Annotated in this window: 13 protein-coding genes; 8 read left to right on the plus strand and 5 right to left on the minus strand. The window is 61.7% G+C overall.

The genetic code is table 11. The features are described from left to right. Positions 1-11 precede the first annotated feature (11 nt). On the minus strand, positions 12-629 hold the full coding sequence (locus EVC45_RS32920) for a copper-binding protein (protein WP_129962342.1): 618 nt from the start codon (positions 627-629) through the stop codon (positions 12-14). Between the two features lie 950 nt (positions 630-1,579). On the opposite strand from EVC45_RS32920, the gene EVC45_RS32925 reads away from it, so the two are divergent. Next, entirely contained in the window at positions 1,580-1,858 is a 279-nt protein-coding gene (locus EVC45_RS32925; protein WP_129962343.1) for a hypothetical protein, read from the plus strand. A 129-nt stretch (positions 1,859-1,987) separates the two neighbouring features. Here EVC45_RS32925 and EVC45_RS32930 read toward each other — a convergent pair whose 3' ends face one another. After that, positions 1,988-2,296, minus strand: coding sequence for a hypothetical protein (locus tag EVC45_RS32930; RefSeq protein ID WP_129962344.1), 309 nt, complete (start codon positions 2,294-2,296; stop codon positions 1,988-1,990). Between the two features lie 787 nt (positions 2,297-3,083). On the opposite strand from EVC45_RS32930, the gene EVC45_RS32935 reads away from it, so the two are divergent. Then, complete coding sequence (locus EVC45_RS32935) at positions 3,084-3,410, plus strand: H-NS family nucleoid-associated regulatory protein (protein WP_129962345.1); 327 nt, start codon at positions 3,084-3,086, stop codon at positions 3,408-3,410. On the opposite strand, the gene EVC45_RS32940 is transcribed toward EVC45_RS32935, so the two are convergent. Together EVC45_RS32940 and EVC45_RS32945 are read right to left on the minus strand one after the other, a co-directional pair. Then, complete coding sequence (locus tag EVC45_RS32940; RefSeq protein ID WP_129962346.1) at positions 3,407-4,036, minus strand: arsenate reductase ArsC; 630 nt, start codon at positions 4,034-4,036, stop codon at positions 3,407-3,409. The two genes, EVC45_RS32935 and EVC45_RS32940, sit on opposite strands and share 4 nt — an antisense overlap. Before the next feature lie 338 nt (positions 4,037-4,374). Then, on the minus strand, positions 4,375-5,088 hold the full coding sequence (locus EVC45_RS32945) for a J domain-containing protein (RefSeq protein WP_211193513.1): 714 nt from the start codon (positions 5,086-5,088) through the stop codon (positions 4,375-4,377). 375 nt (positions 5,089-5,463) lie between these two features. On the opposite strand from EVC45_RS32945, the gene EVC45_RS32950 reads away from it, so the two are divergent. From EVC45_RS32950 to EVC45_RS47740, 5 genes are all read left to right on the plus strand, one after another. Further along, a complete protein-coding gene (locus EVC45_RS32950; protein WP_373683098.1) occupies positions 5,464-6,294 on the plus strand; it encodes an NADPH-dependent FMN reductase in 831 nt (276 codons plus the stop codon). 324 nt (positions 6,295-6,618) lie between these two features. Next, positions 6,619-6,834: a transcriptional regulator gene (locus EVC45_RS32955; protein ID WP_129962349.1), complete on the plus strand. Its 216-nt coding sequence runs from the start codon at positions 6,619-6,621 to the stop codon at positions 6,832-6,834. Positions 6,835-7,037: 203 nt separating this feature from the next. After that, positions 7,038-8,492, plus strand: a complete 1,455-nt coding sequence (gene iaaH / locus EVC45_RS32960) for an indoleacetamide hydrolase (protein WP_129962350.1) — start codon at positions 7,038-7,040, stop codon at positions 8,490-8,492. A 103-nt stretch (positions 8,493-8,595) separates the two neighbouring features. Beyond that, positions 8,596-9,384 (plus strand): CDP-diacylglycerol diphosphatase, encoded by a 789-nt coding sequence (locus tag EVC45_RS32965; protein ID WP_129962351.1) that lies wholly within the window; start codon positions 8,596-8,598, stop codon positions 9,382-9,384. Positions 9,385-9,910: 526 nt separating this feature from the next. After that, positions 9,911-10,081, plus strand: a complete 171-nt coding sequence (locus tag EVC45_RS47740; protein WP_306770813.1) for a hypothetical protein — start codon at positions 9,911-9,913, stop codon at positions 10,079-10,081. 258 nt (positions 10,082-10,339) lie between these two features. On the opposite strand, the gene EVC45_RS32975 is transcribed toward EVC45_RS47740, so the two are convergent. Then, the gene (locus tag EVC45_RS32975; RefSeq protein ID WP_129962352.1) at positions 10,340-10,699 is read right to left on the minus strand and encodes a BON domain-containing protein; all 360 of its coding nucleotides are present in this window, start codon (positions 10,697-10,699) and stop codon (positions 10,340-10,342) included. 634 nt (positions 10,700-11,333) lie between these two features. Between EVC45_RS32975 and EVC45_RS32980 the strand changes: the two genes are divergently transcribed. Then, entirely contained in the window at positions 11,334-11,831 is a 498-nt protein-coding gene (locus EVC45_RS32980; protein ID WP_129962353.1) for a site-specific integrase, read from the plus strand. The last annotated feature ends 421 nt before the right edge of the window (positions 11,832-12,252 follow it).

The following is a 12,252-nucleotide window of genomic DNA, read 5'->3' on the forward strand; positions in this document are numbered from 1 at the left end:
ACTAAGCGCCGTTATTTGACGTCCTCGCCATTGCGCGACACCTGCGCCGCGATGGCCGACACGAACACCGCGCGCACCGAATCGCCGACCTTCAGTTTCTCGAGCGGAATGTCCGGCGCCACGTCGAGCGTCTCCGTGCGCGACGGCCCGCGCAGCGTGATCGTGCGCTTCTTGCGATCGATCTTGCGCACCGTTGCCACGACCTCGACGCGCCGCGCCGACGCAACGACACCGTTGGCCGCGGGCTGCGTGACTTCGGTATCGATGCGCTGGCGAATTCCGTTCGGCGCGAGTTTGTCGACGCCGACCAGCATCGCCTTCTTGTACGCGATCGTCACGACGTCGCCGACATGCAGCTTGCTGACGTCGGCGGCTTGCGGATTCACGTCGAAAGTCTCTTCGCCGCCTTGCGGGCCGCGCAGCGTCACGCTGTTCGTCGTGGGATCGATCGAGACGACGCGCGCCTGAACGTGCAGCAGCGCGGCTGCGCCGATTACCTGCTGGTCCGGCGCGGACGCGGCCGCGTTGTCCTGGGCGAGCGCCGGAGTCGCCGCGGCGATAGAAACCGCCAACGCAACCGTGATCGCCTTCCCCCGCATGAGCCCGGAGCCCGTTGTATTGCAAGCCATGAAATGCTCCTTTTGATTGCGTCGTCGTTACGGTAAATGTTTTGTCGCAGATCGCGTACTACGCGCGGCAGCAAAGTGTGGTTGCTTCCAATATAAAAAGGAAAACGGACTATTAATCGCTTCTATCGGACGGAATTACGCTTATTGAAACCAATGGCGCTTTCCCTTCTAATGCGTCGATTTATGCAGAAGAACTCATTGCGAAAAACGCGTGCCTCGCCATGCGACGTAATCGCAATGCGCAGCGGTGGCGGATGAGCTTGCGCAAGGAGCTGCGCGGCTTTGCGCACGCGTTCCCGCGGGCGTCAGCGGAGAGGTAGGGAGCTAGCCATAACATATTCCTCGCAACGAGATGGACTACCGGGCGACCCAATGTGCAGCGGGTCCGGAAATTGCCGAACGTTATGACTATTTCAAACTGTCTCGGGGATGCTAGCAAACGCTTAAGGGAATGGCAAGACAAGCGGTGGCGTATTGCGATTTCCGATTAATCGGCGTTGTCGAGTCAAATTCTTTATGCTGCGTCGCGGTTTCATTTGCCATCAAAATGTGACGCTCGTAATTCGTTGGGTTCAGATGCCCGGCGACGCCGTCCTCGCGTTCCGACTCTGTGCAGTTGCCTGACAACGGTCGATCGACGCATTCGGTATGCGTTGAAAAGCGGGAAGCGCGCGGCGAAGTGGCAATCGCCGAACGACTCAGCACAAACCCTTAATGGATGATACTGAAGCTATTTCGCATCACCGGTGCGACGAATACAAAAAATTGTCGTCAATCATTGGAATACTTGCGAACACGGCCGTATTGATCGAGCCAAATTTTTCATGAAGGCGAGATGAAAGGACGCGTGAGCCGGTGCACATACAACATGTGGCATCACAGGCACAGCGTTTGCTCAAGCTCGCGTCAGCGCTCAACACACACATTGGTTTATCGAAAGGACATCACACATGCTCGCTTCTCGCCCCTGCACCGCCGCCTGCGTCATCGACGGCCGCCTCGTCACGCTGACGTTCTATCCGGACAACGGCGTATTGCGAATTGCCGATTCGTCTGGCGTCTGTCTTAGGGAAACGCGCTGGCAGGGGTCATGGCGCGCGCTGCTCGACGAGTTCCGCGGCTACTACGATGCGGCGGAAAACCACGACACGGTGCGCGGCGTCGACGAGATCGTCGCGCGCCTCGGCGAGCGCAGCGCTGGTGCGCAGCCGGAATTGGCATTGGCGTGAAATGGCACGCGCTTGCAGTCAAGCGCTTCAAATGCCGCGGCGGCGCGCGGCACCTGTTCGTCGCCTGGTGATCGCGCGTCGCTGGCGGGGTGCTTCATCCGAGGCGCCCCGCTGCCGCGCGCGAACTGGTCACTGACCGAAATAAGTCTTGCACTCCGTGCCGAACGAGCAGGACTGGCTGCGCCGACCTCCCGCTTGCGACTCCCCCGCCGGAATACCGCCATACGACGCGTTGCGCACGCCCTGCTCGCGCGCGTCCCAACTCTGACCGAACGACATGTCGGTGGTCGCTTGCGCCGATTCGTTGGCATTGTGTTGCATCATCGCGCGCCCCGACATGCCGGGGTCCGTCTGGCCGCTCAACTCCTCCGCGGTCGCCGTTCTCGGCGCGAGAAATAGAACGGTGGTTGCGGCAATCATCAACATACGCACTCTCATTTCCGGACTCCTCGAATCCGGCGCAGCAGTGTTCGTCCTCCATAAGAATTGATCCGCGAACAGCCAACCTGCCCAATGGGGCCGAGGAACGGGTCGATGCCAATGCGCTACTGCTGCGACGGGTCACCGAATTAAACAGATCAAGAATTACCGCATTTGCAACCGGATACTCGACGCGTTCCCGAGCGTCGGCGGAATCGTCGCGCACAAGGCGGCTGTAAGTCTGCATTTGCGCAGCTTTTCGTCTTTCTTTTATAGTTCGCGCACCCCGGAATTCAATCCAGGAGGTTCCAGTGTGGTCAATTGTCCACACCGTTCGATAAACCGCATTCACCGACAAATTCGATGTGAACTAAGCGTGCTTTGCTCGCGCATTGCGTTATGATGCTGGTATAAATGCACAAAAAGCGGCACCGCACATCGACGAAAGTCCGGTGAAAGACGGACAGCGTGGAGTGACTCCATCCATTCGCAATCATTACAGCGAGACACACGGTTTCCATAGCGAGCGTCAGGCTTACCGGCCTCGTTCGCCGCGCTGCGACATGCTGAAATATTTGCTGATCGAGACTCTCTGTTTGAGGGTCGGTTGTTCCAGCGGCCGTGTTTGTCCAAGGCCGTATTGCAATTCGGGGAGCAACGTTTTTTAACCCGGCACATGGCATTTCCGTCAATCGACAACCCCATCGCGGGGCGGCCCCATTCAGTCGGGCTCGGCGCTTCGCAGCTTTTTCCCCGCAATCTGTCTTCGACAGCACGCTGCACGTTTTAGAAGGACGAATATCCTATGGACGAAAGGAAGCGAGATAGCATGATTGCGTATCTCCGCCATCGTATGGAAGAGTTTGGTATCAGACCGGAAGACCTTGCCGCGGCGCTGGCGACCGAGTCGTTGGCCAAAAAGGCTGAACGCTATCGCAGTGCGACCGGAGACAGTTGGGACGGTAATGGCGAAATGCCGCAATGGTTGAAGCAGGCCATTAGTGCCGGCCAGAGTATTGAGCATTTCGAATTGGCTGCAAAACCGGCGCCCGCGTCCCAACCGAAAAAGCCGGTGGACTGGTCGAATGACCCGTTCGCCGGCACGCGGCTCGGGCGCCCGAATAGCCGCTAGGTGCAGGCCGCCGCGCTCGAAGGCGCGGACGCAATGGCTGCGGTTTCGAAATGAACCGCTGTGCCACGCACCGGTTTTGCGCCACCGCTTGCCGCATTCGCGGCATTGACTGAATTCCCTGTATTGATGGCATTCGCCGCATCGGCGATATTCGCGTGATTCGCGTGATTCGAGGCAGACTGTGCATATTGCGGCAACTCGATCAGCGCGCTGACCTGCCGCACGATCTGCCAGAACGTCTTGTCGAAAAGACGGGCATGCTCGTCACCGGACCCGTGGCCGCTCGCGAGCGGATCGGCAATGGTCCAATACACGAACGCCGGCGCGCCGGGAAACACCGGCGCATGCAGTCCGCCGACGAATTCGTCGAGCGCGATCACGATATCCATGCGCGGCGCCCATTCGCCGGTGAATTCGAGCCAGCTTTTCGGGCTCAGCGCCGCTCGCCCCGAAATACCCGGACGTAATTGCGCGACCGCAAGTGGATGAACGCGCGCGGCCGGTTCAGGGCCCGCGCTGAAGGCATCGAACCGGTGCCCCGCCAGTTCGTGTAGTAAAGCTTCGGCAATGATGCTGCGGATCGAATTATCGCGGCAGAGAAACAACACCTTATATTTTCTGGACACGCTTACCCCGTACCGATGTTTTTTTATTTGGCCTCTGGGCGGAATTGTGCCGCTCCAGTCTTGCGCCCCCGTGACACTACGGCGTCTTTATTATTTGCGCCACGGGATTCGCACCAGGTATCTCGAGTCACGGGGCACAGAGCACAACTTTGCGAACGATGGGCAGTGTACCAGTGTCCGGCCCGCTGTTTCATCACCCTGTCAATATTTGTCAGATCACCCGATGCTGGCGCCGGCCCGCCGGTCCGGCACGATGCGGTTGGCCGCGTCGCCGCCGGCGGCCGGCGTGGGGGTAAACGCGGGCGTGATCCAGGTGATGAATGCCCCGATCCGACGGGTCAGAACTTCAGGCTGTTGAGGAACTGGAACCACAGGTTGCCCAGCGCGCCTGCCGGATGCATGTCGCTGACGGTTTCATCGTGCTTCGCGTGGGTCGCGCGTTTGGTATGCGGCGCGTCGTGAGGGGAGGTTTGCGAAGCCGCGCCGGTGTCTTGCCCGGTTTGCGCCAGTTCGGGTTCGGCGGCCTCAGCTTGTGCCGCGTGCGCGCTGTTGGCGCTCTTTCTCGCGCGCTGTGCGTTTTGCGCGACGTCAGCCTCGGCGCGGCGTGCGGCCTGCAATGCCGCGACGCTATCGGCGATTTGCGCGGCGCGCTGGGGTTCGCATTGCCGCCCGAGCAGCACGCCAAACAGCACGTCGCGATTGTGGCCCTGGTCGGCGAAGCGGATCGCGATCGACACCATCTCCGCATACGCCGCTTCGTCGGCCGCACGCGCCGCCGCTTCACGCTTCGCCTGCGCGCGTTGACGACGCGTATGCTGCGCCTCCCACTCGCGCATCTGTTCGGCGTAGACCGCGTCGTAGACCTTGCGCTGCTCGGCATCGGACAGGATCGCGTACGCGTCCTTGATGTCCTGGAACGCTGCGCGCGCCACGTCCTCGGCACCGTGGTTGCGGTCCGGATGCCACTTCATCGCGGCTTTCCGGTAGGCCCGCTTGATTTCGTCGTCGGTGGCGTGCGTGGGCACGCCGAGCGTGTCATACAGGGTTGCCATGCTGGGCTCGATCTCGCAGAAAAACCATGCGGGCATCGTAGCATGCTAAAAGCGGCGTCATCGTGAAGCGGCCTTCACGCAAGCACGCGCATACCGGCATCGCCGCGATGGCTCGGCGGCCCATCGCCCACCAACGATCCACGAAAAAAAGGCCCCACCACTTGCGTAGCGAGGCCGAGTCCCATGTCTAAGGAGATGTCATGGAGGAGACAGGTCCATCTTATCGTCAGACCTGCACGCGCCCAACCAACGGTTCGCCATATGCTTATCGGCCGCGCACTCACGTGCATTGCAGAGGAGCCCGGCGGCCTGCGACCGCACGGTTATATCGTTAGAACAAAAAGTCGCTTAGCCGCGCCGCGGCCGCTCATTAAGATGACGCTTCAAAGTCCGGTTCGCTCCGGCCGGTCGGTTCGAGGCCGTGCACGTGCGGTGCCAGCGCTGCATGAGTGCCGCTCGAACCGCGCCGTGAACCGTACCGTGAACCGCAATCGAAGGAGCATCACGTTGAGCAGATCCAATCATTCCCGGGCGCCGCTCGTCGTCGGTATTGGCGGCACGACGCGCGCGGCTTCGTCGACCGAGCGCGCGCTCGCCTTCGCGTTGCGCGGCGCCGAAGCCGCCGGCGCGCATACCCGCCTGTTCGGCGGCACCTTTCTGCACAGCCTGCCGCACTACGCGCCGGAACAGCCGGCCCGCACCGACGAACAACTCGAGCTGATCGAGGCCGTGCGTCGCGCGGACGCGGTGATCATCGCGACACCGGGCTATCACGGCGGCGTGTCCGGGCTCGTGAAAAACGCGCTCGACACGCTCGAAGAATTGCGCGCCGACGAGCGCCCGTATCTGGATGGCCGCGCGGTGGGCTGCATCGTCACCGCCTACGGCTGGCAGGCGGCGGGCTCCGTGCTGACGTCGCTACGCTCGATCGTGCATGCGCTGCGCGGCTGGCCGACGCCGTTCGGTGCCGGCATCAACACGCTGGAGACGCGCTTCGATAGCGCGGACAGCTGCTCCGATCCGAAGGTGGTCGAGCAACTCGCGACCGTCGGCCAGCAGGCCGCGCAGTTCGCGCTCGCGTTCAATGCACAGCGCGCTCACGGCACACCCGCCGCGTCGAGTCATTCGACTGCGAGCCTGACCTCTTCACAAAGCACCTCGATCGTAGCGGACGGCCGTTCCGCACGCGTCCTGCACGCGGTCTGAAACACTCCCCCGAGCACCGTGACGCCGCCGCAAACGCGCGCGGCGCCACGCTTTGCGCCGAGCGACCGTGCGCCACATAACAGACATCGGCCCCCCGCGCGCATAGAGTCACCGAACACAGCGACTTTGATCCGATCCGGGCTTTTAATTACTACTCCTGCCCCGCGCTGATTTCCTTTCGACGAAAGATTGGTTCACCCGCTGCGCAGCGCGCCCTACGCTTGACCCTGCCCGCCGCTTCACTCACCTCCGGCAATGACAGGGCCGCGCCGCACGCATTGGTATTCCGCACAAGAAATGCGGACACATAGAGAAGTCAAGATCATGAACTCACACATCCGCTACAAGGGCTACGAGGTCGAAGCCGCAACGCAACTGCTCCCCAACGGATTATTCGCCGCCAATCTTACGATCGAGCAGCGCGACGAAAATACGCGCAAGGCTTATTCGTTCGACGCACTCGACTACTTCTTCGAAGAAGAGCATGCGCTCGCATATGCGTCCGACTGGGGACGTATGTGGATCGATAATCACCAGTAAGCGGATCGTAGAGCGCATCGCCATTCATAACGGCGAGCGCGACACGAGTTGTGCATCGCCTGGCATCGGCTTTCAGGCGGATGTGCCAGAATAGGTGCACCCTTGCGTTCGCTGCCTGCCCGCGTGACCTGTCCGCTACTTCGACGGATGCAGTCGAAACTCGCGCCGCCCGCGACGCATCCATCGACACGGAGACGCCGGTCATGACATGGACCGTCGACGCACAACTCGCGCTCAGCGCGACACAAGCGGTCGAGGCGCTGCAATCGGGCCGCCTCAAAGCCGCCGACTACGTCGCCACCCTGCTCGCGCGCGCCGCCGCGCTCACGCACCTGAACGCGCTCACCACGCTCGACTTCCACGGCGCGCTCGCCGCCGCGCAGCGCATCGACGCATTGCCGCCGGCCGAGCGGGCGCGTCTGCCGCTCGCCGGCTTGGCCGTAGTCATCAAGGACAACATCAACACCTCGGGCCTGCCGACGACGGCCGGCACGCCCGCGCTCGCGGGCTTCGTGCCGAAGACCAACGCGCCATCGGTGCAACGCCTCGTCGACGCGGGTGCGATCCTGCTCGGCAAGGCCAACATGCATGAGCTCGCGTTCGGCATCACGAGCACCAACCTCGCCGCGCACGCGGGGCCGGTGCGCAACCCGTACGATCCGTCGCTGATGCCGGGGGGCTCGTCGGGCGGCACCGCGGTGGCGATCGCCGCGCGCATCGCGCCCGCCGGACTCGGCACCGACACCGGCGGCTCGACCCGCATCCCGGCCGCGCTGACCGGCACCGCGGGCTTGCGTCCCTCGGTCGGCAATGGCGGCGCCGAGCGGCGCTATCACGACCCCAACGCGGTCGTGCCGATCAGCCATACGCGCGACACCGTGGGCCCGATGGCGCGCAGCGTAGCCGATCTGGCGCTGCTGGACGGCGTGATCACCGGCGACGGCGCGTTGCCTGCGATTGCGCTCGATGGCTTGCGCATCGGCTTGCCGGCGCCCTTGTGGGACGATCTCGAGCGACAGGTCGAGGACGTCGCGCGGGCCGCGTTGCACAAGCTCGAAGCGGCAGGCGTCACGTTCGTGCAGGTCGCGATGACTGAGTTGGAGCATCTGAACGGGATGGTCGGCGGTCCGCTCGCGATTCACGAAGCGCGCAGCGACGTGCTCGCGTGGCTCGTCGCGAATCAGGCGCCGGTGCAAACCGTTGCCGAGCTGGCGATGCGCATCGCGAGCCCGGACGTGCGCGCGATCTACGACGACGTGCTCGCCGACGCGCTCGGCTCGCACTACTCGGCGGCGCTCAATTACTGGCGGCCGCGGCTGCAAAGCTACGTTGCCGCGACGTTCGCGAATGCCGGTCTCGACGCGTTGCTGTTTCCGACTACGCGGCTCGTGGCGGTGCCGATCGACGATCTGAACGGCTCGTCGACGGTCACGATCGACGGCGGTCCGCCGATCGATACGATGGAAGCGTTCCTGCGCAATACCGACCCGGCCAGCACGTCCGGCATTCCGGGGCTGTCGCTGCCGGCGGGAATCAGCGCGAGCGGGTTGCCGGTCGGACTCGAACTCGATGGGCCGCTCGGCTCGGACCGGCGGCTGCTGGCCATCGGCGTCGCGTTCGAACAGGTACTGGGCGCACTGCCGGCGCCGGTGCTTTGAAGCCCCAGTTTCACGCGCACGCCATCGGCTTTGTGCTTTAATGCCTGCGCGTTGCAGCCCGCACTCCGACGCTTTGCCTGCCTGAACCTCACCCTAAGTGACGATGACGAACCGCGCCACCGCCCTCTCATCCCGCGGCCTCGCGCGCCGCGTTGTTCACTGGACCGCCGTCCTCGCGGTCGCTTTAGCCGCCAGCGCCTGCGCGCGCCTCGCGACGGTCGATTCCAACGCGCTGTGGAAGATCGTCGACATTCGCTGCGTGCCGTCGCAGCAGGCTACCGGCACGCCGGGTCAATGCACGGTCGTGGATCTCGACAAACGCTACGTCGTACTGAAGGATATTGCCGGGCGCTCGCAGTTTCTGCTGATGCCGACCGATCGCATCACCGGCATCGAAAGTCCGCTGATCCTCGCGCCCGATGCGAAGGACTACTGGAGCGACGCGTGGGATTCGCGCCATTACGTGCAGCAAGCGGTCAAACGCGAGTTGCCCGACGATCAGCTCGGCCTCGAAATCAACGCCGAATCTCGTCGCTCGCAAAATCAGCTGCATATCCACATCGATTGCATGCAGCGTGAAGTCAGCGCCGCGCTTGCCAGGCACGCCCACGACACGCCCGGCAAATGGCGCTGGGACAGGCTGGATGGCGAGCGCTACAGGATCATGCGCGTGAGTTCGCTGAGCGGCGCCGACAACCCGTTCAGGATCGTCGCGCGCGACAATCCTGATCCGGCGGCGATGGCCACGCAAACGATCCTCGTCACCGGCGCGGGACCGTCCGCGGCTCAGGACGGCTGGCTGATCGTCAACAGCGGGATCGACGTCGATGGCGGCAGCGGCACGGCCGAAGGGCTGCTCGATCATGCGTGCCGGGTGGCGGACGAGCATTGAGCGTTGACCGGATACGCACTATCCGCGCGTGCTTTTCCACGATTGCGCAGATGCATCGCTCAATAAAATGGTTCGGGCGCGCTGCATTGCCCCGTACGATCGGTCTGAACCTGCGGGTCAACACTGCGGGTTCGAACATGCATTCGGACCGATTCAACGATGGCGATCTATCTCGACGACACCCAGCGCAACGAAATCGACCGTCTGGCCGCAAGCCGGGCCTGTAGCGAGGCCTGCGCGCCTCGTCGCGCAGGCTTTAGTACCTCGACAAGAAGCTCATGCGTTATATATGTCGATACAACAAGAAGGCGCTCCCATTGAAATCGAAGTACTCCTTCTGTCGCGGCGAATCCCGTGCTATTCATCCGGTTCAATGGGTTAGTTTGGTAGTAGGTCCGGCTTCACGCCGGCGCGTTTTTTTCGCCTTTTGTCTGGCGTCTACACTTGCGAGCGAAGCGGTGCGGGCGGCGCGGGCGAGCGCCATACTCATTACGACGGCAGATCGCCGCTAAGAGAGACGAACACCATGGACCGCGAAACGTTTATCCGTCCGCTGACCGACGAAGGGTTTCCCGATCCGTTGGTCGTGACGCGTGAAGCCGGCGTCATCGAAGAGCATACGCATCCGTTCGAAGCAAAGGGGCTGATCGTGGCGGGCGAGATGCATCTCCGCGTGGGCGGCGAAGCGCGGCTCTAACCAGGACGGCGACGTGTTCCATCTCGCCGCCAGGCTGCCACACGCCGAACGGTATGGTCCCGATGGCGTGCAGTATCTCGTGGGGAAGAAGTGAGTGCAGCCCGGCTATGCCGCCAGCGGCCGGAGATCCGATAGCAGCCATGAGTAAGTGCCCCTGCGGTAGGGCGTGGCGACGACCAATCGAAGTGGGAATGCCGACGGCGTGCAGCGGTCAACGATATCTGTCGTTCTACGTCGCATTGACCACCCAGAGCAGGGTCACTGGCCGCCTTCGTTCACCACGAGGGCATTCTTCACCGACGTAACGCCGGAAACCTGCTTCGCAAGCTCGCCGGCCTTCTCGATCTGCGATTCCTCTGGGACGTTCCCTGCGAGTGTTATCGCGCTACCTTTGACCAGCACCCGGATGCTCGAGGTGTCGACACCACCTTTCGAAAGCGCCTGGAGTACCTTTTTGCTCAGCGCCCGGTTCGCTTTTCTAATATCCGACTTGGATGGACCCGCCGATGAGCCCGATTCGGTGGACATGGCGGGTTCGCTGCTTTGAGACCATGCGTTGATGGATGCGACAACGATCAATGCCGCACTCGCCAGCTTGAGTGTTCTGCTTACGTTCATGTCATTCTCCATTGTTGATGCGCTACGGGCAGACTCGACGCGACTCCCGATGCGCGGCAGCCGCACGGCCCTTCAAGTGCCCGCAAACCTCCTGCGACGACATCCTGACCCAAAATGTAGCAGCAAGCGACCACGGTTCGCCGGACCTGGTTGTGTGCGACCATAGGCTAAAAATAGCGCCCGTTTTGGGCTGCACGCTATCGGACCTTGGTCCCATATTCGAGCTATGCGTCAGACGAATCGGGCGCATGCGCTCCCGAGCAGATAGTCGTACCACCGGAGCCACAATGCGCCGCTGACATTCCAACATTTTGCGTATTCCGATGCATATGCCATCGTTATCAAAATCAATTTGCTTGTTATTTTTCCGTTGCTTACTGCTTTGGTTTGAGTGATCTCCTGCCCCCACCTATCCAACGCCTGTTACCACGATCGCCTGCTCCAGGGTTGACCGTCATGCTCTCACATTCGACCCGCTGCGACTTGACCCGAACCTCGCTGGGAGAGCGGCAAGACACACGTGCCGTTCTGCGGGTATATTGCGGGTAAAAATAGACAATTCACATGACCAAATTCCGCCTAATCCCCAGACCGGTATGGCTCTACCAGATAACACGCTAGTCCTGAACAAGCGATGCGTCTGCTGTTGCTCACCTCAGTGCGTACTGCCGAGTTGCGAGGCTCGACGTGGAAGGAGATTGACCTGGAATCAGCGATATGGGCGATTCCTGGCGAGCGCATGAAGATGGAACATCCGCATGTCGTCCCATTAAGCACGCAAGCAATCGAGATTTTGAAAGAAGTTCGCGAAATTACTCGATCTAAAAGCGTCGACGACTACTTGTTTCCGAACGTCAGAGACAGATCGCGTCCCATGGCGGCTACGACAATCAATGCGGTGCTGATCCGTGCTGGCTTCAATCACGAGCGACTCTTCAGGGCGCACGGCGCGCGCGGTACATTCAGCACGTGGGCGTACGAACAGGGGTTTACTCCATCGGCAGTCGAACGTCAACTCGCTCATATCGAGAAGAATCGGGTGAGTCGAGCGTATAACAAAGCTGAGTTTCTGCCTGAGAGGCAGAGAATGATGCAGGACTGGGGTGACTATCTTCAAGACATTGGCAGTTGATTTTTCAAATCCTTGCGAAGTTTAGATCTCCCGACCGGCGCTATAGCGCCTCTTCTCGAATCCCCACTCAATTAGCAACCACCCACCGCAAACCCAACGCTGGGCCTGACTCGGGCCCCATGGCGGCCGCCGATACCGTCAGCGATACCGACATTCCCGCCCGGCACTCAACGGCCTTAGGTGGGTCGCATCGGAAAATCGGCGCCGCCTGCTTAAGAAAGATCGCCTAAGCCTTGCATCTCCAGATGACTTCGGAGGTTGATACGGTCCGTGATACCGTCAGGTCGCAGCCGCCAAACTAAGCCAGCCGGCGGCTGGTCGGCCTTATGGAAAGCTTTGCATAAGGCCGATTATGCAAAGTCGTCGATTATGGATAGCAATGGTTTTGGCAGCGGGGACAGTCCGATGGGCACAGGGTGTG

The organism is Paraburkholderia sp. UYCP14C (assembly GCF_004197395.1).
Taxonomy (GTDB): domain Bacteria; phylum Pseudomonadota; class Gammaproteobacteria; order Burkholderiales; family Burkholderiaceae; genus Paraburkholderia.

Bases quoted from the DNA above. Each gene is read 5' to 3' on its own strand.
- EVC45_RS32920 (WP_129962342.1), bottom strand. From the start codon at position 629: ATGGCTTGCAATACAACGGGCTCCGGGCTCATGCGGGGGAAGGCGATC.
- EVC45_RS32925 (WP_129962343.1), top strand. From the start codon at position 1,580: ATGCTCGCTTCTCGCCCCTGCACCGCCGCCTGCGTCATCGACGGCCGC.
- EVC45_RS32930 (WP_129962344.1), bottom strand. From the start codon at position 2,296: ATGAGAGTGCGTATGTTGATGATTGCCGCAACCACCGTTCTATTTCTC.
- EVC45_RS32935 (WP_129962345.1), top strand. From the start codon at position 3,084: ATGGACGAAAGGAAGCGAGATAGCATGATTGCGTATCTCCGCCATCGT.
- EVC45_RS32945 (WP_211193513.1), bottom strand. From the start codon at position 5,088: ATGGCAACCCTGTATGACACGCTCGGCGTGCCCACGCACGCCACCGAC.
- EVC45_RS32950 (WP_373683098.1), top strand. From the start codon at position 5,464: ATGACGCTTCAAAGTCCGGTTCGCTCCGGCCGGTCGGTTCGAGGCCGT.
- EVC45_RS32955 (WP_129962349.1), top strand. From the start codon at position 6,619: ATGAACTCACACATCCGCTACAAGGGCTACGAGGTCGAAGCCGCAACG.
- iaaH (WP_129962350.1), top strand. From the start codon at position 7,038: ATGACATGGACCGTCGACGCACAACTCGCGCTCAGCGCGACACAAGCG.
- EVC45_RS32965 (WP_129962351.1), top strand. From the start codon at position 8,596: ATGACGAACCGCGCCACCGCCCTCTCATCCCGCGGCCTCGCGCGCCGC.
- EVC45_RS47740 (WP_306770813.1), top strand. From the start codon at position 9,911: ATGGACCGCGAAACGTTTATCCGTCCGCTGACCGACGAAGGGTTTCCC.
- EVC45_RS32975 (WP_129962352.1), bottom strand. From the start codon at position 10,699: ATGAACGTAAGCAGAACACTCAAGCTGGCGAGTGCGGCATTGATCGTT.
- EVC45_RS32980 (WP_129962353.1), top strand. From the start codon at position 11,334: ATGCGTCTGCTGTTGCTCACCTCAGTGCGTACTGCCGAGTTGCGAGGC.